Below are 20,243 nucleotides of genomic sequence, written 5' to 3'. Positions count from 1 at the left end.
AGAGTTCTCAGGCCTTTTCAACCGGCAGCGAAGCGTCACGCCACGCCACCAGACCGCCCGCAAGCGCCTGCGCGTTGTCGTAGCCCAGTTTCTTGGCCACGCCCACAGCGCGGTTGGCGCGAGGGCCCTTGGCGCACACCAGAATCACCGGCAGCGCCTTGTTCTTGACGACCTGCGGCAGCTTTTCTTCGAGCTGGCCGAGCGGCACGTTCTTCGCGCCCTTCACATGACCGGCCGCGAATTCATCAGGTTCGCACACATCGATAACCACTGCCTTTTCGCGGTTGATCAGCTGGATCGCCTGAGCGGTCGAAAGCGAACCGGCGCTCGCCCCCTTGATCATGGGAACCAGCAGCAAGGCGCCCGAAATCAGCGCAATGAGGATCAAATACCAGTTGTCTAAGATGAATTTCACGAACGTCCTTGGGTTTGGCAAACCCCGTAATTCTAGAATGACGGGTTTTGGCCTGTTCCTTCGAGGGTAACCCATGCATAAACTGGTACTGATTCGCCACGGCGAATCCACTTGGAATCTTGAGAATCGCTTCACCGGCTGGACCGATGTCGATCTCACACCGACAGGCGTCGAGCAGGCAAAGAATGCCGGTCGCCTGCTGAAGGCCGACGGTTACGAGTTCGATCTGGCCTACACCAGCGTACTCAAGCGTGCCACCCGCACGCTCTGGCACACGCTGGATGAAATGGATCGCACCTGGCTGCCCGTCGAGCACAGCTGGCGCCTGAACGAGCGCCACTACGGCGGTTTGCAGGGGCTGAACAAGGCCGACATGGCCAAAGAATACGGCGACGCACAGGTGCTCGTCTGGCGCCGCAGCTACGATACGCCACCTCCAGCACTTGAGGCCACCGACCCACGCAGCGAGCGCGGCGACATCCGCTACGCCGGTCTCGACCAAGCGCAGATTCCGCTCACCGAGTGCCTGAAAGACACCGTGGCCCGCGTGCTGCCCTTCTGGAATGACAGCATTGCCCCAACAATCCGCTCGGGTAAGCGCGTGGTGATCGCTGCGCACGGTAACTCCATCCGCGCGCTGGTGAAGTATCTAGACAATATTTCGGACGACGACATCGTCAGCCTCAACATCCCCAACGGCATCCCGCTGGTGTATGAGCTCGACGACAACCTCAAGCCGATCCGCCACTACTACCTGGGCGACGCCGAAGCCGCCGCCAAGGCCGCAGCAGCCGTGGCTTCACAAGGAAAAGCCTGATCTTTCGCGCGCCGGTGTTGGATTTCCGACCGGCGCATGTGAAGAAACCTTGATTGCTGAGGGAAAAGCCTCACCTTGCGTCACAATGTCTTCTTCGCGTCCGATCGTCAGCAGGCATTCACAGGCCGCCAGCAATCGAGCGCATCGAGGGCATTCGACGTTGCCACCCGCCACACGGGGCGCAATAAGTTGTCAGTCAATGGAACCCCGGGAACTGTCCGAGGTCAATACCGCACTAAGATGTACATAGTTCGGTCGAGGTGACATATATATGGGCCAAAAACTCAAAATAGCAGGTTGGATTTCCGTTGGCGTCTTCGCGGGCGCACTCACCACAGTGTCCTTGCAGACGGTGGCGCGCAGCGGCATGACTCCGTTGCCCCTGGAGGAAATCCAGCAACTGTCGGCGGTTTTTGGTCTGATCAAGACCGATTACGTCGATCAGGTCGATGACCGCAAGCTGATCACCGATGCCATCTCCGGCATGGTCTCCAGCCTTGATCCCCATTCCCAGTATTTCGACAAGAAGTCCTTCAAGGAATTCCGCGAGGGCACCAGCGGCCGTTTCGTGGGCGTCGGCATCGAGATCACGCAGGAAGACGGCCTGATCAAGATCGTTTCGCCCATCGAGGGTTCGCCCGCCGATCGCGCCGGTCTCAAGACCAACGACCTGATCACCAAGATCGACGACACGGCCGTCAAGGGCCTGTCGCTGAACGATGCCGTCAAGAAAATGCGCGGCGAACCCAACACCAAGGTGACGCTGACCATCCTGCGCAAGGATGAAAGCCGCACCTTCCCCGTGACCATCACGCGCGAAGAGATCAAGACCCAGTCGGTCAAGGCCAAGATGGTCCAACCTGGCTACGCCTGGGTCCGCCTGTCGCAGTTCCAAGAACGCACAGTCGACGACTTCGTGCGCAAGGTGGACGACCTGTACAAGCAGGACCCCAACATCAAGGGTATGGTCCTCGACCTGCGCAACGACCCAGGCGGTCTGCTCGACGCGGCCGTGGCAATCTCGGCAGCCTTCTTGCCCGAGAACGTGACCGTCGTGACCACCAACGGCCAGTTGCCCGAGAGCAAGTCGAACTTCAAGGCCTCTCCCGAAGACTACGCGCGTCGCGGCAGCGATCCGCTGCGCAGTCTGCCCGCCGCCCTCAAGAAGGTGCCACTGGTCGTGCTGGTCAATGAAGGATCGGCGTCCGCCAGCGAAATCGTGGCCGGGGCGCTGCAGGACCACAAGCGCGCTACCGTCATGGGCGCACAGACGTTCGGCAAGGGCTCGGTGCAGACCGTGCGTCCGCTCGGCCCGGACACCGGCATCAAGCTGACCACAGCGCGCTACTACACGCCAAGCGGCCGCTCGATCCAGGCCAAGGGCATCGTGCCCGACGTGTGGGTTGACGAGACCCCCGATGGCGACCTGTACGCCTCCTTGCGCCCACGCGAAGCCGACTTGGAGAAGCATCTCTCCAGCGGTCAAGGCGAAGAAACCAAGGACGCCACACGCGAAAAGGCGCGCGAGGAAGCCATGAAACGCTTGGAAGAAGAGTCCAAGGACAAGGAAAAGGCCAAGAAGGACCGCCTGCCGGAGTTCGGCTCCGACAAGGACTTCCAGCTCAATCAGGCCATCAACCAGCTGCGCGGCGTCACCGTGCTGGCTAGCAAGTCCAAGACCGAGCGCCCCGAAGTGAAGAAGGACGAATGACGCTTTGACGGAGACGACAATGCGTTGACTGCAAAAAAGGCCGGTTCCTCCGGCCTTTTTTCTTGATGACGACAGCAAGCCCATGAACGACGACCAACTCCTGCGCTATTCCCGCCACATCATGCTCGACGACATCAGTATCGAGGGCCAAGAGCGCATTCTTGCCGCGCATGCCCTCGTGATCGGTGCAGGCGGGCTGGGCTCGCCCGTCGCGTTGATTCTTGCAGCGGCGGGCGTGGGCACCGTCACGCTGGTCGACGACGATGAAGTGGACCTCACCAACCTGCAGCGCCAGATCGCCCACACCACCGAGCGCGTGGGCATGGACAAGGTCGAGTCGGCGAAAGTCGCCATGCTGGCCATCAATCCGGATGTGGACGTGCGCACCGTCCGCCAGCGCGTGGATGGAGAGGCACTTGCGCAGCTCGTGCAGTCCGCCACCGTCGTGCTCGACTGCACCGACAACTACCAGACACGCCACGCGATCAACGCCGCCTGTGTGCAAGCGTGCAAGCCGCTGGTGTCGGGCGCGGCCATCCGCATGGACGGCCAGATCAGCGTCTTCGATCCCCGGCAGGAAACGTCGCCCTGTTACGCCTGCCTGTTCTCACCAGACGACGTGTTCGAGGAAGTGCAATGCTCGACCATGGGAGTATTTGCGCCAATGGTGAGCATCATCGGCTCGATGCAGGCGGCCGAAGCGCTCAAGCTGATCGTCAAAACCGCAGGTACCTCGCTCAGCGGACGCTTGCTGATGCTCGACGGGCGCAGCATGCACTGGACTGAGATGCGCGCCGCACGTGACCCCGAATGCAAAGTTTGCGGTGCCTCAGCCGCTGGCGCGCATAAGTAGGCGCTTTCCGACGCACCAAGCCTGCGAGCACTGGCAAAATGTCATGCAGCAGACACGTAAAGTAACCACTGCGCGTTTCGCCATGTCATGGCCTGCAAAAAGAACGCGATCGAACTGGATATCGACTTCATTTGGGCAGACGTGAAATTGCGCACTTACATTGTTGAAGACAACGCGACGATTCGCGAAAACCTCATAGGTACGCTGGAAGAGCTCGCCCATGTCGAAGCCATCGGCACGGCCGAAACCGAAGACGCCGGCAAAGCCTGGCTGACCTCCAACCCCGCAGGCTGGGACCTCGCCATCATCGATCTGTTCCTGCGTCAGGGCAGCGGCCTCGGCGTTCTGGAAGCCTGCCGCAAGCGCAACAAAACCCAGAAGATGATTGTGCTGAGCAACTACGCCACCCCCGACGTGCGCATGCGCTGCGCGCAATTGGGAGTCGATGCCGTCTTCGACAAATCCAACGAAATCGAGGCCTTGGTCGACTACTGCATAGAGCACGGCCGCACCCACGTAGAACCGCACAAACTGTCCTGAAAGGACAGGCTCCCACCATCAGACCACGGAAGCGCCAGCGAGACTCGATCAACCACCTCAACCGAAAGACTTGCCCTCAGGCTAGACGCGTAGCCGCAGACAGCAGGTTGTATACGGCAAAGCGTCGCAACGACGCATGAGGGCCTGTATTGCAGCCCCCAAACAACCAGCCCGCGGAGCCAGAAGCTTCGTGAAAGCAAAGATCAATCAATGAGCTTGTTTTTAAGAGCGTAGTAGGTGAGATCGCTGTTGGAGGAGAGTCCTAGCTTTTCCATGAGACGGGTGCGATAGGTACTCACCGTCTTCACGCTCAGCGAGAGCGCCTTCGCAATATCCCCTGCTGTCTCCCCCCGTGCCAGCTTCAGAAACACCTGAAACTCGCGCTCTGAAAGCTGCTCATGCGGCGGCGCATTGTCCTTGCGGTTGAGCTGCTGTGCGAGCAGATCCGCCACGGCGGGCGTGAGATAGCGACGACCCAGCGCAATGGTGCGGATCGCTTCGACGATTTCCTTGGGGTCGCATTCCTTGTTGAGATAACCGCTCGCGCCCTGGCGAATCAGGTTGATCGCGTAGTGTTCTTCGGGATAGCCGCTCAGAATGAGTATGCCCATGTTGGGCGCCTTGGCCCGCAGCATGGCGAGCGCATCGATGCCGCTCTGCCCCGGCATGGCCAGATCCATCACCAGCACATCGACTTCATGCGCGCGAATCAGATCGATGGCTTCGCGACCATTCGCGGCCTCCCCGACAACGCGCAAATCAACGTGCTCCGACAAGAACTGCTTCAAACCCGACCGGACAATCGCGTGATCGTCCACGATTCCAACTCTGATCATTCTCGTACTTTCTGAATGAGAACAGCAACGGCCACTCATTCGATGAATGAAATAGCGACTACTATTGCCTCGCAATATATAGCCAAGTCAATTGAATGATGCCATGGTTAAGCGCGACGTTATAGGTGTTTCTTTGAATAGTGTTACGAGGATTAACATTCATGCGCAAGTTTCCCCTCACGAGAATGTCGTTCAACATGCTGCTGGCCTTGTTGGCCGCAGTCGTGTTGGTGGCGGTCAATGAGGTTGGATATTTCGGCTCACACACCGCCGTCCAGCGTCTGGAGCAAGCCCAGGCAACGCGTCGCACACTGGATCGTTTGGTGCGCGAGATGCTCAGCATCGAAAGTGGACTGCGCGGCTATCTGCTGACCAGCAATGCCCAATACATCGAGCCCTATGCGGAAAGCGCCAAATCCATCGAGCGCAACATCAACGAACTGCATGGCCTGCTCCAGGGCTTGCCTGAGGACAGCAGCGACTTCACTGAACTGTCCAACCAGATCGCGCGGCGCATCTCCGAGCTGGACCTGAGCCTGCAACTGCGACGCAACGGCAATGAGGATGCCTGGAAATTCGTGGTCACCACGGACATCGGCCTCAAGCACATGGAGGCCATCCGTGCGACCTCGGACCGTATGATCCAACGCACCATTCAACGTGCCGAGGTCAGCAACAACGAGATCATGCACTCGCTCACGCTCTCGCGCATCGGCATCGCCGTGGTTGCGGTCATCGGCCTGCTGGCTTTCTACATGTATCTTCGCAAGGCCGAGGCTTTGCAAGATGCGAACGAGCGAGAAAAGGAAGTGCAGGCCCGCGAGCGCAGTCAACTCGAGCAACTGGTGCGGGACCGCACCGCTTCGCTTGGCAAGCTCGCCACGCACCTTCAGCAGGTACGAGAAGAAGAACGCGGCCATCTGGCGCGCGAGCTGCATGATGAGCTCGGCGCTCTGCTCACCGCCGCCAAGCTCGATGTGGCACGGCTGCGATCACGCGTGAACCTCGAACAGCCAGAAATCTCCGAGCGCCTCAATCACCTGGTGGAAACACTCAACGGTGTCATCGCACTCAAGCGCCGTATCATCGAGGATCTGCGCCCCTCATCCCTGTCCAATCTCGGGCTCACCGCAACGCTGGAAATCCTCACGCACGAGTTTGCCGAGCGCTCCAAAATCGCGGTGGAAGTCAACCTCGAGCCGGTGCAACTTTCCGATTCGATGCAGCTGACTGTTTACCGACTGATACAAGAATCGCTCACCAACATTGGCAAGTATGCGAACGCCGGCAGAGTATTGATTACCGTGCATGACTATCCCACGCATGTCACCGTGCAGGTGCGCGACAACGGCTCGGGATTTGATACGCACATGGTCTCGCCCACCGCGCACGGACTTGCCGGCATGCATCACCGTGTGGAGGCAGCTGGTGGTCGTCTTACCGTGACCTCCAACCCCGGCGAGGGAACGCTGGTATCAGCCACGCTGCCGCATAGCACCTGACGGGCGCCGTCCCGATTCGCTTCGCGTCTCCCCCGCTCTCGCCTTGAGCGCGCTGTCAGCCCTGCTCCTACAAGCGCAAGCGCCCGATACCGGCGAGCCGCAACACATCACTGCCATAAAGTTGTTTCATGTGCTGTCGATATCGACAGCTTGAGACGATACCTTTGCAAGGATGTGAATATGCTTCATTACGCAGTAGTATTTCTGGTGATTGCACTGGTGGCGGCCCTGTTTGGATTTGGGGGCATTGCCTCCGGCGCAGTCGGTATTGCCAAAATACTGTTCTTCGTCTTCATCGTGATTGCGGTCATCACCTTTGTCATGGGACTGATCAACCGCAAGTGACAATGAGTCGGGGAACGGATTGCAATATCCAGTCTCCAACCCTTCACTGCAAGTGCACGCCGCGAGGAGCTTGCACCCTTGCAGAACAACAACGAAAGGACATTCAATGAGCGATTTGCACAAGGCTGCCGAACAAGTGACCGACGCCGCCAAGGGCGCTGCCGAGGATGCGCTGGACTCCGCCAAGGAAGCGGCTCACAGCACACGCCGCGCCGCCAACAAGGCGCTGGATCAGGCCGAAGAAAAGCTGGACGAATGGGACGAGCAATTGCGCGCAAGTTCGCGCATTGAAGATCTGGCAGCTCGCGCCCAGGAATTCGCCAATCGCGGAATCAACTACATGGCAGATTCCAGCCAGCGCGCACGCAAACAGTTTCATCAGGCAGCGGATGCCACCAACCAGTATGTGCAGGAGCAACCCGCCAAATCACTGGTGATCGCTGCCGCAGCGGGTGCCGCCGCCGCCGTGCTGGTAATGCTGGCACGCGGTCGCGGCGACGATCGCTGACACAGCCCCGTGACCAGCGTCGTGATCGACACTGGTCACCGCCCCCTCGACAAAGCATGCGATCAGAAACGTTGAATCAGGTACGCATCACCCGTCGATCTCACTGCTTTTTCATTCCACATTTTTCGGGGAGTCCACCATGAAATATGTTCGAGCACTCACTTTTGCCGCCATGGCGGGCGTGACCATCATCACCGCGACCGGCTGCTCGGTCGCGCGTGACCAGCAGACCGTCGGCTCGTATGTGGATGATGCCGGCATCACCACCGCCGTGAAGGCCAAGTTCGCAGAGGACAAAACCGTGGCAGCCACCTCCATCAGCGTGGAAACGCTCAACGGCACGGTGCAGCTCTCCGGCTTCGCCAAGTCGCAGGCCGAAAAGGACCGCGCCGAATCCATCGCCCGCAGCTCCAAGGGCGTTCGCGAAGTGCGCAACAGCATCGTTGTGCGTCCATAACTCTCGCACCGCCTGCTGATCCGACAACGCCACAACCCTGCAGGGGCTGTGGCGTTGTCGTTTCCGGCGTACTGATAATTTCCACCACTCACGGCACAATGTCCCACCATGCGCCTATTCCACTGCGGCCACTGCGGCTTCCTCGTGTTCTTTGAAAGCTTCCAATGCGTGCATTGCGGCAACACGCTGGCGTTCGTGCGCGAGCATGTAGACATGGTCGCTCTGATCCAGAGCAGCGATGGCAGCGGATTGTTCGAGCGACGCCTGCCGCGACCCGGCCTGCAGACAACGCATGAGAACACATCAAACGCAGGCGTCAGCGAATCCGAAGCACCCTATCTGCGCTACCAGATGTGCGCCAACCGCACGCGCTACGGCACCTGCAATCTCGCACTGATCCATACTCCCGGCACGCCCGCCGACGCGCTCTGCCGCGCGTGTCAATACACCCGCGTGTTGCCCGATCTGTCGGACCCGCAGAACGTGCGCCGCTGGGGCCTCATCGAATCGGCCAAGCGGCGCCTGTACTACATTGACATACGCCTCGGTCTGGACCAGTTGCCCGGCGAGTCCGGACCTATCTTTGAATTTCTGGCCGACATCCCCGGTACCACACCGGTGCTGACGGGACACGCCTCTGGCGTGATCACACTGAACGTGGCGGAAGCCGATGACGACGAACGTGTGCGACGCCGTATGGCCTTTCAGGAGCCGTACCGCACGCTGCTCGGCCATCTACGCCACGAGATCGGCCACTATTTCTGGGATGCACTGATCGCGCGCGGCCAGCCAAATCGCCTCGAAGAATTTCGCGCGTTGTTCGGCGACGAGCGGCTGGACTACGCGCAATCGCTGCAGAACTACTACGCACGCTCGCCCATGCCCGATATCTCGTGGCGCGACACGCATGTGAGCGCCTATGCCACAGCCCATCCGTGGGAGGACTGGGCCGAAACCTGGGCCCACTACCTGCATCTGGTCGATCTGCTGGAGACCGCCAAGAGCTTCGACACGCAGATCAACGTGCCGAGCCCGCTCGGCGATCAGCACTTCACGATGATCGATCCGTTCATCATGCCGCCGCCTCCGTTTGGCAGCATGCTGTCGGCGCTGGTGCCGACCACGCTTTTGCTCAACAGCCTCACGCGCAGCCTCGGGCAGATTGATGCCTATCCATTCGCGTTGAGTGCCCGGGCGCAGGAGAAGATGCGCTTCGTGCACGAGGTGATCTCCGAGCGGCGTATCGCCAGCGCCGCCCAGATGGCATCCACTCAAGGCACTCAGAACTTGCCGGTGAGCGACACGTAGTAAGTGCGGCCCGGCTCGTTGTAGGTCGCGGCTCCACCTGCGGAGTTCGACGCCGTGCGGAACAGGCGCTTGTCGCCGATGTTGTTCACACCGAAGTTGACCGAGAACTCGCGCTTGATCTGGTACTGCGCGCCGAGGCCGAAGGTGGCGTAAGAGCCCAGCTCCGTCAGTGAATCACCTGTGGCGGCCGATCCCCCGGTATTGACGGTGCGTGGCTCCTGACGGCCGTAGAACGTGGCGAACAGCTGCGTGGACCAGACCGGTGTCACGCGCCAGTCCAGCGTCGAATTCACCGTGTACTTGGGAATCACCGACAAGGGCTGGTTGTTGTCCTTGTTGTGGTTCTTCATCATGTAGGTGAAGTTGTTGGTCCACTTGAGAGTGTCGCCACGGTTGCCGATCAGCGGCAGCGTCAGATTGCCTTCGAAGCCCCGCACCACGGCGCGGCTCGCGTTCATCCACTGGAACACCTGCGTGGTGCCGACCACGGTCGAAGTGCCGTCGTTCATCTCCGCGTAGATCTTGTTCTTGTAGTCGTTCTGGAAGTAGGTCAGGCTCGCGTCCAGACCTTCGCCGCTGCTGAACGCCAGACCCAGTTCCTTGTTGACGCTGGTCTCAGCCTTCAGATCCGGATTGCCGCGGATGTAGCAGCCGCCACCCATGTTGGGCGAGCTGATGGGACAGCCCTGACCGCGCGTGTAGTACAGGTAGTTGACGTTGGTCTGGTAGAGATTCGGTGCCTTGAACGCGCGCGCCACGCCCCCCTTGACGGACCATTGATCCGTCAGGTGATAGGTCGCGTTGATACTCGGGCTCCAGTTGCTGCCCGCCTGGCTGTGGTGATCGAAACGCAGGCCTGGCGTGAAGATCAGATTCTTGATCGGCTCGAAGTTGTCCTCCACATAAAAGGCCCAGGTCTGCGCATCGGACTTCCCGCTGCGCGTTCCGCTTCCGGTGAGGCCCGAGATGTCGTCGCCGCCGCTGCTGGTCGATGACTGCGCGTTCGCGCCCGGGTCATTGAGCTTCTCGTTGCGGTACTCAAAGCCCGAAGTGAGCATGTGGCGCTGGCCACCGATGTTGATCGGTGTGTTCACCTCGCCGTTCAGAAAATAGTTGGCGAGCTTGGAGGTGACCATGTTGGCCGCGTCGGTCGAGGTGATCGAGCCTTCGGGACCACCGGCCAGACCCACGGGGTACTGCGAGCGGCGCGTGTTTTCCGACTGGAAGACAAGGCGTGACGTGCCCCAGTCCCACTTGCCACGGTGCGTGAGGCCCACGGTGTTGCGGTGGGTGATATTGGTTTCCTGACCAAGCAATGCCTGCATGTTGGCGGCATTGGTGTCGCTGTTCATCAGGCGCTCACCCGCGTAGATGTTGCCCTGGCGGCTGGTCCCGGCTTCGAACTCCAGCGCCTGCTGAGGCGTCAGGTCCCAGCGCAGCAAGGCGTTCAGATCGCGGTTGCGCACACCTTCGCGGCCAGCGGGGGCCAGCGCCAGATCGGAGACATGGCTGTTGAGCGAGGTGTCGTCGGCGGCGGTCTTGGCAATGTTGCCGAACAGACGGAACGACAGGTTCTCGGCCACCGGACCCGACAAGTTGAAGCTGGCGCGCTTGGTGTCGCCCTCTTCCGAATGCTCGGGCTTGTTGGCGTAGACAGTGACCGAACCGGCGAGCTTGTCGGTCGGCTTCTTGGTGATGATGTTGACCACGCCCCCCGCAGCGCCCGAGCCGTAGCGCGCGGCCGCCGGACCTCGGATGACCTCGATGCTCTCGATGGCCTCGACCGGTACCCAGTTGGAATCGCCACGCGTATCGCGCTCGCCGGTGCGGCCCATCTTTGAGGCATTGCGCGACTGCACGGGCTTGCCGTCGATCATGATCATCGTGTTCTCAGGGCCCATGCCGCGCAGGTCGATCTGGCGGCTGTTGCCGAACTGGCCAGACGACGAGTTGCCCGTGAGATTCACGCCGGGCATGGTGCGGATCAGCTCGGAGAGGTCGTTAGCAGGCGGGCGCTCCTGCAGATCCTCCTGCGTGATGATCGACACGCCCAACGCCTGCTTGAGCTCCTGCTCGGCGGTGGCGCGCACGGTGGTCTCGGGCAGCACCACGCTGGCGGCGGTTTCGGCAGCGGCGGCCTGCGCCGGCTGGGCGGATGTCTGGGCCTGGGCCAGTCCATGGATGCCGAAAGCGATGGCGCTCAGGGCAAACAGGGTGTGGCGGTGCGAAATGGGCATGTTGTCCTTCTGAAATTCAAATGCAAATAGAATTAATTCTTATTACAACTTTGCAGGAATCTTGTGTCAACGAAAGCCACCGCCAACGACAAGTTATTTGTCAACTTGATGGACTTGTGCGCAAGACTAAAAAAAGAGAACCGTTTGTTTTGATTTTTTTGTTCCAGGAGCCCCCCAGATGCCACCGCTTTCGATGCACCCACAACTGACCCGCCGCACCGCCCTCACCTTCGCGGCAGCCCTTGGTACGGCGACGTTCCACGGTCTGGCCCGGGCGCAGTCCACCACTGGCTCCATCGATGTCCGCCACGCCAAAGGAAACGCCCGCCTCGCCGCGAATCCACGCCGAGTTGTGGCCTATGACCTCGCCTCGCTGGACATCTTGCAGAGCCTGCAACTGCCCGTGGCAGGCGTGCCGCGCGCTGCCTTTCCGCAATACCTGCAGGGGTTTGGCGACCAGACCCGTTACCCTGTCGCAGGCAGCCTGTTCGAGCCCGATTTCGACGCGCTGAGCCGCATCCGCCCCGACCTGATCCTCGTCGGCGGCCGCTCCGCCGCGCGCAGCGAGACGCTCGCGCGCATCGCCCCCACGCTCGACATGAGCACGCGCGGCACGCATCTGCTGGAAGACATGGGCCGCAACGTGCAGACGCTGGCAGCGCTCTACGAAAAACAGGCACATGGCGAGCAGTTGATGAAACAGGTGCTGGGCGACACCGCCGCGCTCAAGCCGATCACCGCCAAGGCCGGTCGAGGCCTGCTGGTGCTGGCGATCAACGACAAGCTCAGCCCGCAGGCACCGGGCACGCGCTTCGGTCTGCTGTATGACGTGCTTGGCGTGCAGCCCGCCCTTGCGGCGGACAAGGTGCCCGCACGCGGACAGCCCTTCACCATGGAGGACATCGCGCGCATCGACCCCGACTGGCTCTACGTCATCGATCGCAACGCGGCCACCGGCTCGGCGGCCGGTGGCGGTGCCGCGATCTCCTCCGAGAAGGTGTTCGACAACGCCACCATCCGCGCGACCACCGCGGGTAAGCGCGGCCAGGTCGTCTTCCTCGACCCCAAGGGCTGGTACCTCATGGGCAGCGCCGCGCCGACCGCGATGATCCAGAACGTGCGCCAGATCCGCAACGCGCTGACAGCCAACGGCGCCGCCTGAAATTGAAAACAGACCCGGTCGGGTCTGTTCGGTTTCATGCCGCCGTGAGCGTCAGTTGCTCAGGGCTTCTTCGTCAGTGCGAGCTTTTCGTTGAGCCGCTGCTGCACATTGGCCGAGACGAACTTGTCGACCTCTCCGCCCAGCGTGGCGATCTCGCGCACGAAGGTGCTGCTGATGAACTGGTACTTGTCGCCCGGCGTAAGAAACACGGTTTCCACTTCGGGCATCAGGTGACGGTTCATGCCCGCGAGCTGAAATTCGTAATCGAAATCCGTCACCGCGCGCAGACCACGCACCATCGCCTTGCCACCGCGCGCGACGACGAAGTCGCGCATCAGTCCATCGAAACTCTCCACCTTCACCTGTGGATACGGGCTGCAGGCTTCGGTCACCATGGCGATGCGCTCCTCCAGATTGAACATCGTCTTCTTGTGATGCCCCGCCGCCACCGCGACGATCACACGGTCGAACAACTGGGACGCGCGACGCACGATGTCCTCATGCCCGAGCGTGATCGGGTCGAATGTTCCTGGATAGATGGCAAGCACGTTTTGCGCCATGGCTGTGAATCTCCTTCGGGCGCATTATGCATCGCACTGCAGCATCAAAAACCAGCTCATGCTTTCAGGCTTTGGCCGCGCGCAGCTCGCTGATGCGATATCCCGCAATCGCCGCTGCGATCATCGCAATGCCCAGCCATTGCCAGGCATCGGGCCGGATGCCAAACCACAGCAGGTCCACCGTCAGCGCGATGGCCGGGTAAATGAAGCTCAGGATTGCAATCGCCGCCGCGCCCAGTCGCTGGAACGCGCCATACATGATCACGTACATCAGCGCCGTGTGCACCAGCCCCAGCGTGGCGACGCACGCCAGCGTCTGCACGAGCGGCACCGAAGCCGAGCGCAGGGCCGCGCCGCCGAGCAGCATGGGCAGTGCCCAGAGCGCCAGCACCACGCCCCCCGCCGTCATCTGCAGCATGGCGGTCTGTGCGGGCGGCACCTGCTTGACGCGCCGTGTGGCCACCACGGTCAGCGTGTAGAGCGCTGCGGCCAGCAGGCTCAGCAGCACGCCTTGAACCACACTCTGTCCATGCGACGCGGCGGTGTTGGCAAGCTGCATCTCGTGCACTACCCCACTGCTGAGCACCACGCCCGCCAGCGCCAGCACCATGTATGGCACGCGGCGCCAGCCGATAACTTCGCCACCCAGCGCCGACACCAGCACCAGAAAGAACGGCTGCACGTGATAGACCACTGTCGCGATGCCGATGCCCGCAAACGCATAGGCATGGAACAGCGCCACCCAGTTGATGACCAGCGCCACGCCACCCACTGCCATCCAGACCAGATCGACGCGCGATAGCGCAACCCACTCGCGGCGCGCGGTGATCCACAGCGCGAGCGCCAGCGAGCCGATCACGCAGCGCGATAGCACGACCAACTCCACCGGTAGGCCGCTTTCGATCACGAACAGCCCGATGGTGCCGGACAGCGCCATCGCGAGTGCCATGCGCCATACGCCGCCGCTTTTACCGCTTGAAAGCGTGTGGGGCGACGACGCGGTCATTTGCGCGTTGATCGTGGAGGTGGAGGAGCTGGTCATGTGCTTCTTTCGTGCCGCCGCCATTGGCAGCGCTCTGGTTTTGCTGGATGATGTCGCAGATCCTCAGAATCAACAATGACTGTCACAAGCAAAGATTTGTTGACTCCACTTCAACAGTGAAACCCGCTGCCCATCCATGAACTACGACGCCCTGCCGCTGGCCGATCTGGAGGTTTTTGCCCATGTCGTGGAACGCAGCGGCTTTGCAGCCGCCGCACGCGAGCTGGGCCTGACGACCTCGGCTGTGAGCCGCAGCGTCGGGCGGCTCGAGCTGCGCCTCGGCGTCAAGCTGCTGCACCGCACGACGCGCGCGCTTTCGCTGACCGAGGTGGGCGCGGAAGTGCACGCGGCCTGCCGGCACATGCTGCAGAACGCGGAGGAAGCCGTCTCGCTGGCCGCCGCCCATCGCCAGCAGCCGCAGGGCGTGCTGCGCATCAGCGCGCCGGTGGTCTTCGGCGATCTGTGGCTTGCGCCGCTGCTGCCGCAGTTCTGCAGCCAATGGCCCGAGGTGCATGTGCAGCTCGGCATGAGTGACGCGATGGTCGACCTGCAAGCGCAGGGCATCGATCTGGCGATCCGCATCACCACGCACGAGGCCTTGCCGCAGTCGCTGGTGGCGCATCCATTGCGCGAGGTGCGCTATCTGCTCGTTGCGCATCCCGACTATTTCAAGACACACACCGTGCCGAAATCACCCGCCGATCTCGCCGCGCATCGCTGCATGACGTTGGGCTATGGGGCGTTCCAGAACCTCGTGGAGTTCACGCCCGCCGATGCGGCCGACGCTTCCGTCGCGCCGCCGCCCGTGAAGGTACGACTCAACACTCCGCTCACCATCGCAAGCAGCCTCGGTCTGCTGCAGGCGCTGCGCGCCGATGCGCAGACCGGCGTGGGACTGGTCGTGGATTTCGTCGCCGAACCCGCCATCGCGGCCGGGCAGCTCGTGCAGGTGCTGCCACACTGGCAGCTCACCGGCAGCTACGCGCCGCGCATGGCTTACGCCGTGCATGCACCCGGCCCGCGCATTCCGCCCAAGCTGCGGGCGATGCTGGACTTTCTGTTGCAGCACGCCAAAGCCGCGCCCCGCTGACAGACAGGCACGCGCCGCGCGCTCGACAATCGCGGCTTGGTCGGTGCGTCATGTCGCCCGATTTCTGGCGCAAATTGCTACCAGCGTTGCGGGAACCGTACCTCGTCGATGCGCGCAACCGCTCTACATTCAAGACATGTCCCGCGCTTGCGCCGAAGACACCGGACCTTCCAGAACACCCACAAGGAGACAAGCCACCATGTCCGCTCCCAGCACTGCGACACCCCACATCAGCCCCGAAGAATCGCGCGACGCCTTCATCGCCGCGCGCGATTTTTTGCAGCGGCACCGTACCGACTACGACCGCGCCTACCAGGAATTCCGTTGGCCCGTGCTCGGCGAATTCAACTGGGCGCTCGACTACTTCGACCACATGGCGCGCGGCAACGAGGCGACGGCGCTGCACATCGTCGAAGAGGACGGCAGCCAAACGCGCCGCAGTTTTGCCGAGATGAGCGAGCGCTCTTCACAAGTCGCCAACTGGCTGCGTGGCCTTGGCGTGAAGCGCGGTGACCGCGTGTTGCTCATGCTCGGCAACGAGCTAGCGCTGTGGGAGCTGATGCTCGCCTGCATCAAGCTCGGCGCGGTGATGATCCCTGCGACCATGCTGCTCACCGCCGACGATCTGCAGGACCGACTCGATCGAGGTCAGGTGCGCCATGTCGTCGTGGCGAGTGCGCATACTGACAAGTTCAGCCAACTCGCGGGCGAATACACGCGTATCAGTGTAGGCACACGCCAGACCGGCTGGCACGCTTTTGCCGATGCGGCAGAGCACGCGTCCGTCTTCACGCCCGAAGGACGCACGCTCGCTAACGATCCGCTGCTCTTGTACTTCACGAGCGGCACCACCTCCAAGCCCAAGCTCGTGCTGCACACCCATCAGAGCTACCCCGTCGGCCATCTCTCGACCATGTACTGGATCGGCCTGCAACCCGGCGGCGTGCACCTGAACATCAGCTCGCCCGGCTGGGCCAAGCATGCGTGGAGCTGCTTCTTCGCTCCGTGGATCGCGGGCGCGACCATCTTCATCTACAACTACGCGCGCTTCTCCGCCAAGGCCCTGCTGCAAAGCATGCAGGACCACCAGGTGACCAGCCTCTGCGCGCCCCCCACCGTGTGGCGCATGATGATTCAGGAAGACCTAAGCCAGTGGCGCGAGCGCCTCACCCTGCGCGAAGTGATCGGCGCAGGCGAGCCGCTGAACCCCGAGATCATCGATCAGGTGCGTGACGCCTGGGGCCTCACACTGCGCGACGGCTTCGGCCAGACCGAGACCTGCGCCCAGATCGGCAACACGCCCGGCCAGCCGCTCAAACCCGGCTCCATGGGCCGACCGCTGCCCGGCTACGACGTAGTGCTGCTCGACGTGGACGATAAGGAAAGCAACGAGGGAGAAGTCTCGCTGCGCCTCTCGCCACGCCCCACCGGCCTGATGGTCTGCTACGAAGACAGCCCTGAGAAAACCGCGCAGGTTATGCGCGAGGGCTACTACCACACGGGCGACACGGCCGAGCGCGATGCCGACGGCTACATCACTTTTGTGGGCCGCGCCGACGACGTGTTCAAGGCGAGCGACTACCGCATCAGCCCGTTCGAGTTGGAAAGCGCCTTGATGGAACACGAATCGGTCGCCGAAGTCGCCATCGTTCCAAGCCCCGATCCGGTGCGCCTCGCCGTGCCCAAGGCGTATCTGATCCTCACCACTGGCACGCACCCTAGCCGCGAGCTCGCGGAGGAGATTTTTGCGTTCGCTCGTTCGCGGCTTGCGCCGTACAAGCGTGTGCGGCGGATCGAATTCGTCACGGAGTTGCCGAAGACGATCTCCGGGAAGATCCGGCGCGTGCAGTTGCGCAAGGATGAGGTGATGAAGGTGCAGGCCGCTGCTCGAGGGGAGTACGAGTTTTTTGAGGAAGACTTTCCTGCTTTGAAGGGGTGACTTTCTTTCTTGCTTGCTTCTGTTGTTTGGTTGAGGGCGGAGGCCGGGAGTTCCGCCCGGCGGCGGAGTCACCTTTTGCTTGCGCGCAAAAGGTAACCCAAAACGCGCTTTCAATACCCGCGGCAGAACTCACTTCGCGACTGTGTCGCTCCGTTCGGGCAGCCGCCGCGAGCTAGATATTTCATAAGAGGAATGTTCGGCACATCGCTTCGCTCGTGGCGCACATCTCGCGACTTCGCGAGATGTGGGTATGCGGGAGGTGTGCGATTTACGTGCTGGCGTTTCAGCATCACACGCTCAAAAGCGCAGTGGGCATCCGAACCACAACGCAGCTATGCAAACACCCCGGCACGAGCGCAGCGACGTGCCGAACACACCTCTTTCACAACTAATTTCCGGCGGTTGTCCGAGCAGAGTGACGAAGGAACGCCGCGAGTTCCGCCGGAGGTATTCCAAGCGCGTTTTGGGTTACCTTTTGCGCGCAAGCAAAAAGTGATTGCCCCGCCGGGGGCAGTCCCGGCCTCCGTCAGCAACACCCCAGCAGAACCACAAAAAATCAAACAACAGCCTTGCGCGAAGACCGCTTCTTCCGAGCCGGAACAGCCAAAGCAACCGGCTCCTCAATCAACTGCTTGACCAGCAGACTGGTACTAGCCTGCAAATCCACAAGCGCCCCTTGATCGCCAAGCAAATACTTCTGCAGCGCATGCTGAAACACCCCATCGAACATGGCATAGGCCACTTCGCTTGAAGCCCGCACCGGCGCATCGGCCAGCTCGGCAAACCGACTGAGCACGCGCCAGATCATCAGCTCGAGGCTCTTGTCGATGGCCAGCACATCCTCGCGCAGCGCCACCTCGAACATGGCCTGCGAGCGCAGGTCATACCAGAGGCGGTGCATCGCCGTTTCCTCGCGCAGGGTTTCGGCCATCTTGTCGCAGAAGCGCTCGAGCAGCTCCGCATAGCTCGTCGCGTCGGCCGTAACCTGGTCATAACGCGTCACACACACCGACTTGTACTGACGCACGCTGCACAGGATCAGGTCCACCTTGTCTGAGAAATAGTAGTGCAGCACACCGTGCGAATACGGCGAGTTCTGGGCGATCTCACGCAGGCTGGTGCGCGCGTATCCAAGTGACGCCAAGGTCTGCAGCGTCGCCTGGCCGAGTTCGGCGCGGCGTTCGTTGAACTTGTCGTCACGGGCTCTTGAAATGGCAGGCATGTCGCGGATTGTAGGGCTTTCATTGAACTTTAGACACTTGTCCAGATTATTTTTGACAACCGTCCAAATTTTTCTTGACGATTGTCCAAATTCCAAATTACATTGAATCCGCACTTCTTGACAAGTGTCCAAATAATCCAAGGAGACAAATGTGAAAGCTCATGATTTGCAGGGCCGCAAAGCCCTGGTGACTGGTGGCGCGCGCGGAATCGGTGCCGCGACTGCAGAGGCTCTGGCGGCGGCCGGCGCATCGGTGCTGATTGCCGACGTGATGGAGGACACTGGGCGTGCTACCGCGAGCGCACTCACCGCCAAGGGGGCAAAGGCCGAATTCGTCCGGCTCGACGTGACCGACGACGCTCAATGGGCCAAGGCGGTTGACGCCACCATCGAGGCACTCGGAGGCTTCGATCTGCTCGTCAACAACGCGGGCGTGGAGATCACCTCGCTCATTGCCGATCTCGATCCCGCCGACCTGCGGCGCATGCTCGACGTGAACGTGGTCGGCACCGCGCTCGGCATGAAGCACGCCTTCCGCGCCATGCGGCCCGGTGGCGCTGCGGGCAAGGGCGGCGCGGTGGTCAATATCTCCTCGGTCGCGGCAACCATCGCGTTTCCGGGCATCGCGGGCTACTCCGCCACCAAGTCTGCCGTCGACCGACTCACGCGCGTCGGTGCGATGGAGTCCGGCAAGCTCGGCTACGGCGTACGCGTCAATTGCATCTATCCAGGCCTCGTGCCCACCGCCATGGGCCAGAAGCTTGCAGCCGACGTAGTCACCGCAGGGCTCTTCCCTTCCGCCGAAGCGGCCATCGGCGCGGTGATCGACCAGACCCCGCTCGGCCGCCTCGGCGAAGTCGGCGACATGGCGGATGCCGTGGTCTTTCTTTGCAGCGACGCCTCGCGCTTTGTCACTGGCGCAGGTCTGCCGGTAGACGGCGGCATGGGCATGTAAAACGGAGACACCTATGCAACAACACTCCGGATTTTTTTCACACCATCGCTCCGTTCAGCGCATAGCGCTTGGCTGTCTTCTGATGGGCGCGGGCGCCCTCACCCACGCCGAAGCTCCGCTGAACTCGGTGCAACTCGGTGCCGCGCGCGCCATGTTCAACGTCGATGCGGGCAATATGTGGGGGCCTGCAGGAACGACCCCCGACGGCATCAAGACCGATGTCGGCAACAAGACGGTGGCTGCCTTTGTACTGGACCGCCGCATCGCCGGGCCATGGTCCGTGACGTTGCAGGGCGGCCTGCCGCCGATCCTCAGCCTGTATGGCGACGGCGTTGCCTCACCCATGGGCAAGATCGGATCCGTGCGCGCGTGGTTTCCCGCCGTGATGGGCACCTACACCTGGGACGCCACACCCAACTTCGCACTGCACGCGGGTGCCGGTCTGCACTACACCTTCTTCACCGACGGTGCGCCCAACAGCACCTACAACGCGGGCTTCGGCGGCACCAGCAGCCGCGCCAAGTTCTCGTCCAACCTCGGCCCCATCGTGAAGATCGGCGCCACATGGAACATGGACCAGAACTGGTTTCTCGATCTTTCGTACAGCCGCTACTGGATCAAGACCACCGCAAAGATCACCACCAGCACACCCGGTGTCGGCGACATCGAACGCCGAATCAAAGTGCGCGCCGATCCCGACGTGGTCTCGTTCACCGTGGGCTACCGCTTCTGAAATCTCTCACC

The 20,243-nt window shown here is 61.7% G+C and carries 20 protein-coding genes; 14 read left to right on the top strand and 6 right to left on the bottom strand.

Features of this window, described 5'->3' with window-relative positions; translation table 11 throughout:
- Positions 1-7 precede the first annotated feature (7 nt).
- Complete coding sequence (locus tag G7047_RS28960; RefSeq protein ID WP_166311725.1) at positions 8-415, bottom strand: rhodanese-like domain-containing protein; 408 nt, start codon at positions 413-415, stop codon at positions 8-10.
- Between the two features lie 73 nt (positions 416-488).
- Here G7047_RS28960 and gpmA point away from each other — a divergent pair, with 73 nt between their 5' ends.
- From gpmA to G7047_RS28940, 4 genes are all read left to right on the top strand, one after another.
- Entirely contained in the window at positions 489-1,232 is a 744-nt protein-coding gene (gene gpmA, locus G7047_RS28955; RefSeq protein WP_166311724.1) for a 2,3-diphosphoglycerate-dependent phosphoglycerate mutase, read from the top strand.
- A 271-nt stretch (positions 1,233-1,503) separates the two neighbouring features.
- Positions 1,504-2,943, top strand: a complete 1,440-nt coding sequence (locus G7047_RS28950) for a S41 family peptidase (protein ID WP_166311723.1) — start codon at positions 1,504-1,506, stop codon at positions 2,941-2,943.
- A gap of 82 nt (positions 2,944-3,025) precedes the next feature.
- Positions 3,026-3,796: a molybdopterin-synthase adenylyltransferase MoeB gene (locus G7047_RS28945; protein ID WP_166311722.1), complete on the top strand. Its 771-nt coding sequence runs from the start codon at positions 3,026-3,028 to the stop codon at positions 3,794-3,796.
- A 141-nt stretch (positions 3,797-3,937) separates the two neighbouring features.
- A complete protein-coding gene (locus G7047_RS28940; RefSeq protein WP_166311721.1) occupies positions 3,938-4,336 on the top strand; it encodes a response regulator in 399 nt (132 codons plus the stop codon).
- 203 nt (positions 4,337-4,539) lie between these two features.
- Here the strand turns inward: G7047_RS28940 and G7047_RS28935 are convergent, their stop codons facing one another.
- Positions 4,540-5,172, bottom strand: a complete 633-nt coding sequence (locus G7047_RS28935; protein ID WP_166311720.1) for a response regulator transcription factor — start codon at positions 5,170-5,172, stop codon at positions 4,540-4,542.
- Positions 5,173-5,333: 161 nt separating this feature from the next.
- Here G7047_RS28935 and G7047_RS28930 point away from each other — a divergent pair, with 161 nt between their 5' ends.
- From G7047_RS28930 to G7047_RS28910, 5 genes are all read left to right on the top strand, one after another.
- A complete protein-coding gene (locus G7047_RS28930; protein WP_240939308.1) occupies positions 5,334-6,674 on the top strand; it encodes a CHASE3 domain-containing protein in 1,341 nt (446 codons plus the stop codon).
- A gap of 180 nt (positions 6,675-6,854) precedes the next feature.
- Positions 6,855-7,019 carry a DUF1328 domain-containing protein gene (locus G7047_RS28925; protein ID WP_166071004.1) on the top strand — a complete coding sequence of 55 codons (165 nt, stop codon included), beginning with the start codon at positions 6,855-6,857 and terminating at the stop codon, positions 7,017-7,019.
- Positions 7,020-7,125: 106 nt separating this feature from the next.
- The gene (locus G7047_RS28920; RefSeq protein WP_166311719.1) at positions 7,126-7,527 is read left to right on the top strand and encodes a DUF883 family protein; all 402 of its coding nucleotides are present in this window, start codon (positions 7,126-7,128) and stop codon (positions 7,525-7,527) included.
- A gap of 139 nt (positions 7,528-7,666) precedes the next feature.
- Positions 7,667-7,984, top strand: coding sequence for a BON domain-containing protein (locus G7047_RS28915; protein WP_166311718.1), 318 nt, complete (start codon positions 7,667-7,669; stop codon positions 7,982-7,984).
- 108 nt (positions 7,985-8,092) lie between these two features.
- Positions 8,093-9,292, top strand: coding sequence for a putative zinc-binding metallopeptidase (locus G7047_RS28910; RefSeq protein ID WP_166311717.1), 1,200 nt, complete (start codon positions 8,093-8,095; stop codon positions 9,290-9,292).
- Here G7047_RS28910 and G7047_RS28905 read toward each other — a convergent pair.
- On the bottom strand, positions 9,265-11,529 hold the full coding sequence (locus G7047_RS28905; protein ID WP_166311716.1) for a FepA family TonB-dependent siderophore receptor: 2,265 nt from the start codon (positions 11,527-11,529) through the stop codon (positions 9,265-9,267). The genes G7047_RS28910 and G7047_RS28905 overlap by 28 nt on opposite strands.
- A 178-nt stretch (positions 11,530-11,707) precedes the next feature.
- Between G7047_RS28905 and G7047_RS28900 the strand changes: the two genes are divergently transcribed.
- Positions 11,708-12,691 carry a siderophore ABC transporter substrate-binding protein gene (locus G7047_RS28900; protein ID WP_240939307.1) on the top strand — a complete coding sequence of 328 codons (984 nt, stop codon included), beginning with the start codon at positions 11,708-11,710 and terminating at the stop codon, positions 12,689-12,691.
- Positions 12,692-12,750: 59 nt separating this feature from the next.
- On the opposite strand, the gene coaD is transcribed toward G7047_RS28900, so the two are convergent.
- Positions 12,751-13,251 carry a pantetheine-phosphate adenylyltransferase gene (coaD, locus tag G7047_RS28895; RefSeq protein WP_166311715.1) on the bottom strand — a complete coding sequence of 167 codons (501 nt, stop codon included), beginning with the start codon at positions 13,249-13,251 and terminating at the stop codon, positions 12,751-12,753.
- Between the two features lie 64 nt (positions 13,252-13,315).
- Positions 13,316-14,293 (bottom strand): DMT family transporter, encoded by a 978-nt coding sequence (locus tag G7047_RS28890; RefSeq protein ID WP_205904687.1) that lies wholly within the window; start codon positions 14,291-14,293, stop codon positions 13,316-13,318.
- A 136-nt stretch (positions 14,294-14,429) separates the two neighbouring features.
- Here G7047_RS28890 and G7047_RS28885 point away from each other — a divergent pair, with 136 nt between their 5' ends.
- The gene (locus G7047_RS28885; protein ID WP_240939306.1) at positions 14,430-15,383 is read left to right on the top strand and encodes a LysR family transcriptional regulator; all 954 of its coding nucleotides are present in this window, start codon (positions 14,430-14,432) and stop codon (positions 15,381-15,383) included.
- 199 nt (positions 15,384-15,582) lie between these two features.
- Positions 15,583-17,322, top strand: a complete 1,740-nt coding sequence (locus tag G7047_RS28880) for an AMP-binding protein (protein ID WP_166311714.1) — start codon at positions 15,583-15,585, stop codon at positions 17,320-17,322.
- A gap of 556 nt (positions 17,323-17,878) precedes the next feature.
- Here the strand turns inward: G7047_RS28880 and G7047_RS28875 are convergent.
- The gene (locus G7047_RS28875; RefSeq protein ID WP_166311713.1) at positions 17,879-18,544 is read right to left on the bottom strand and encodes a TetR/AcrR family transcriptional regulator; all 666 of its coding nucleotides are present in this window, start codon (positions 18,542-18,544) and stop codon (positions 17,879-17,881) included.
- 151 nt (positions 18,545-18,695) lie between these two features.
- On the opposite strand from G7047_RS28875, the gene G7047_RS28870 reads away from it, so the two are divergent.
- On the top strand, positions 18,696-19,499 hold the full coding sequence (locus G7047_RS28870) for an SDR family NAD(P)-dependent oxidoreductase (RefSeq protein WP_166311712.1): 804 nt from the start codon (positions 18,696-18,698) through the stop codon (positions 19,497-19,499).
- A 13-nt stretch (positions 19,500-19,512) separates the two neighbouring features.
- Positions 19,513-20,232, top strand: coding sequence for an OmpW family protein (locus tag G7047_RS28865; protein WP_166311711.1), 720 nt, complete (start codon positions 19,513-19,515; stop codon positions 20,230-20,232).
- The last annotated feature ends 11 nt before the right edge of the window (positions 20,233-20,243 follow it).

Origin of the sequence: Diaphorobacter sp. HDW4A (assembly GCF_011305995.1) — a bacterium.
Classification (GTDB): Bacteria; Pseudomonadota; Gammaproteobacteria; order Burkholderiales; family Burkholderiaceae_C; genus Diaphorobacter_A.
Note: the sequence above shows the minus strand (reverse complement) of the source record. Positions and strands in the feature narration are given on the sequence as shown.

Excerpts from the sequence above, each read along its gene's own strand:
- gpmA (WP_166311724.1), top strand. The coding sequence starts at position 489 with ATGCATAAACTGGTACTGATTCGCCACGGCGAATCCACTTGGAATCTT.
- G7047_RS28950 (WP_166311723.1), top strand. The coding sequence starts at position 1,504 with ATGGGCCAAAAACTCAAAATAGCAGGTTGGATTTCCGTTGGCGTCTTC.
- G7047_RS28945 (WP_166311722.1), top strand. The coding sequence starts at position 3,026 with ATGAACGACGACCAACTCCTGCGCTATTCCCGCCACATCATGCTCGAC.
- G7047_RS28935 (WP_166311720.1), bottom strand. The coding sequence starts at position 5,172 with ATGATCAGAGTTGGAATCGTGGACGATCACGCGATTGTCCGGTCGGGT.
- G7047_RS28930 (WP_240939308.1), top strand. The coding sequence starts at position 5,334 with ATGCGCAAGTTTCCCCTCACGAGAATGTCGTTCAACATGCTGCTGGCC.
- G7047_RS28925 (WP_166071004.1), top strand. The coding sequence starts at position 6,855 with ATGCTTCATTACGCAGTAGTATTTCTGGTGATTGCACTGGTGGCGGCC.
- G7047_RS28920 (WP_166311719.1), top strand. The coding sequence starts at position 7,126 with ATGAGCGATTTGCACAAGGCTGCCGAACAAGTGACCGACGCCGCCAAG.
- G7047_RS28915 (WP_166311718.1), top strand. The coding sequence starts at position 7,667 with ATGAAATATGTTCGAGCACTCACTTTTGCCGCCATGGCGGGCGTGACC.
- G7047_RS28910 (WP_166311717.1), top strand. The coding sequence starts at position 8,093 with ATGCGCCTATTCCACTGCGGCCACTGCGGCTTCCTCGTGTTCTTTGAA.
- G7047_RS28905 (WP_166311716.1), bottom strand. The coding sequence starts at position 11,529 with ATGCCCATTTCGCACCGCCACACCCTGTTTGCCCTGAGCGCCATCGCT.
- G7047_RS28900 (WP_240939307.1), top strand. The coding sequence starts at position 11,708 with ATGCCACCGCTTTCGATGCACCCACAACTGACCCGCCGCACCGCCCTC.
- coaD (WP_166311715.1), bottom strand. The coding sequence starts at position 13,251 with ATGGCGCAAAACGTGCTTGCCATCTATCCAGGAACATTCGACCCGATC.
- G7047_RS28890 (WP_205904687.1), bottom strand. The coding sequence starts at position 14,293 with ATGACCAGCTCCTCCACCTCCACGATCAACGCGCAAATGACCGCGTCG.
- G7047_RS28885 (WP_240939306.1), top strand. The coding sequence starts at position 14,430 with ATGAACTACGACGCCCTGCCGCTGGCCGATCTGGAGGTTTTTGCCCAT.
- G7047_RS28880 (WP_166311714.1), top strand. The coding sequence starts at position 15,583 with ATGTCCGCTCCCAGCACTGCGACACCCCACATCAGCCCCGAAGAATCG.
- G7047_RS28875 (WP_166311713.1), bottom strand. The coding sequence starts at position 18,544 with ATGCCTGCCATTTCAAGAGCCCGTGACGACAAGTTCAACGAACGCCGC.
- G7047_RS28865 (WP_166311711.1), top strand. The coding sequence starts at position 19,513 with ATGCAACAACACTCCGGATTTTTTTCACACCATCGCTCCGTTCAGCGC.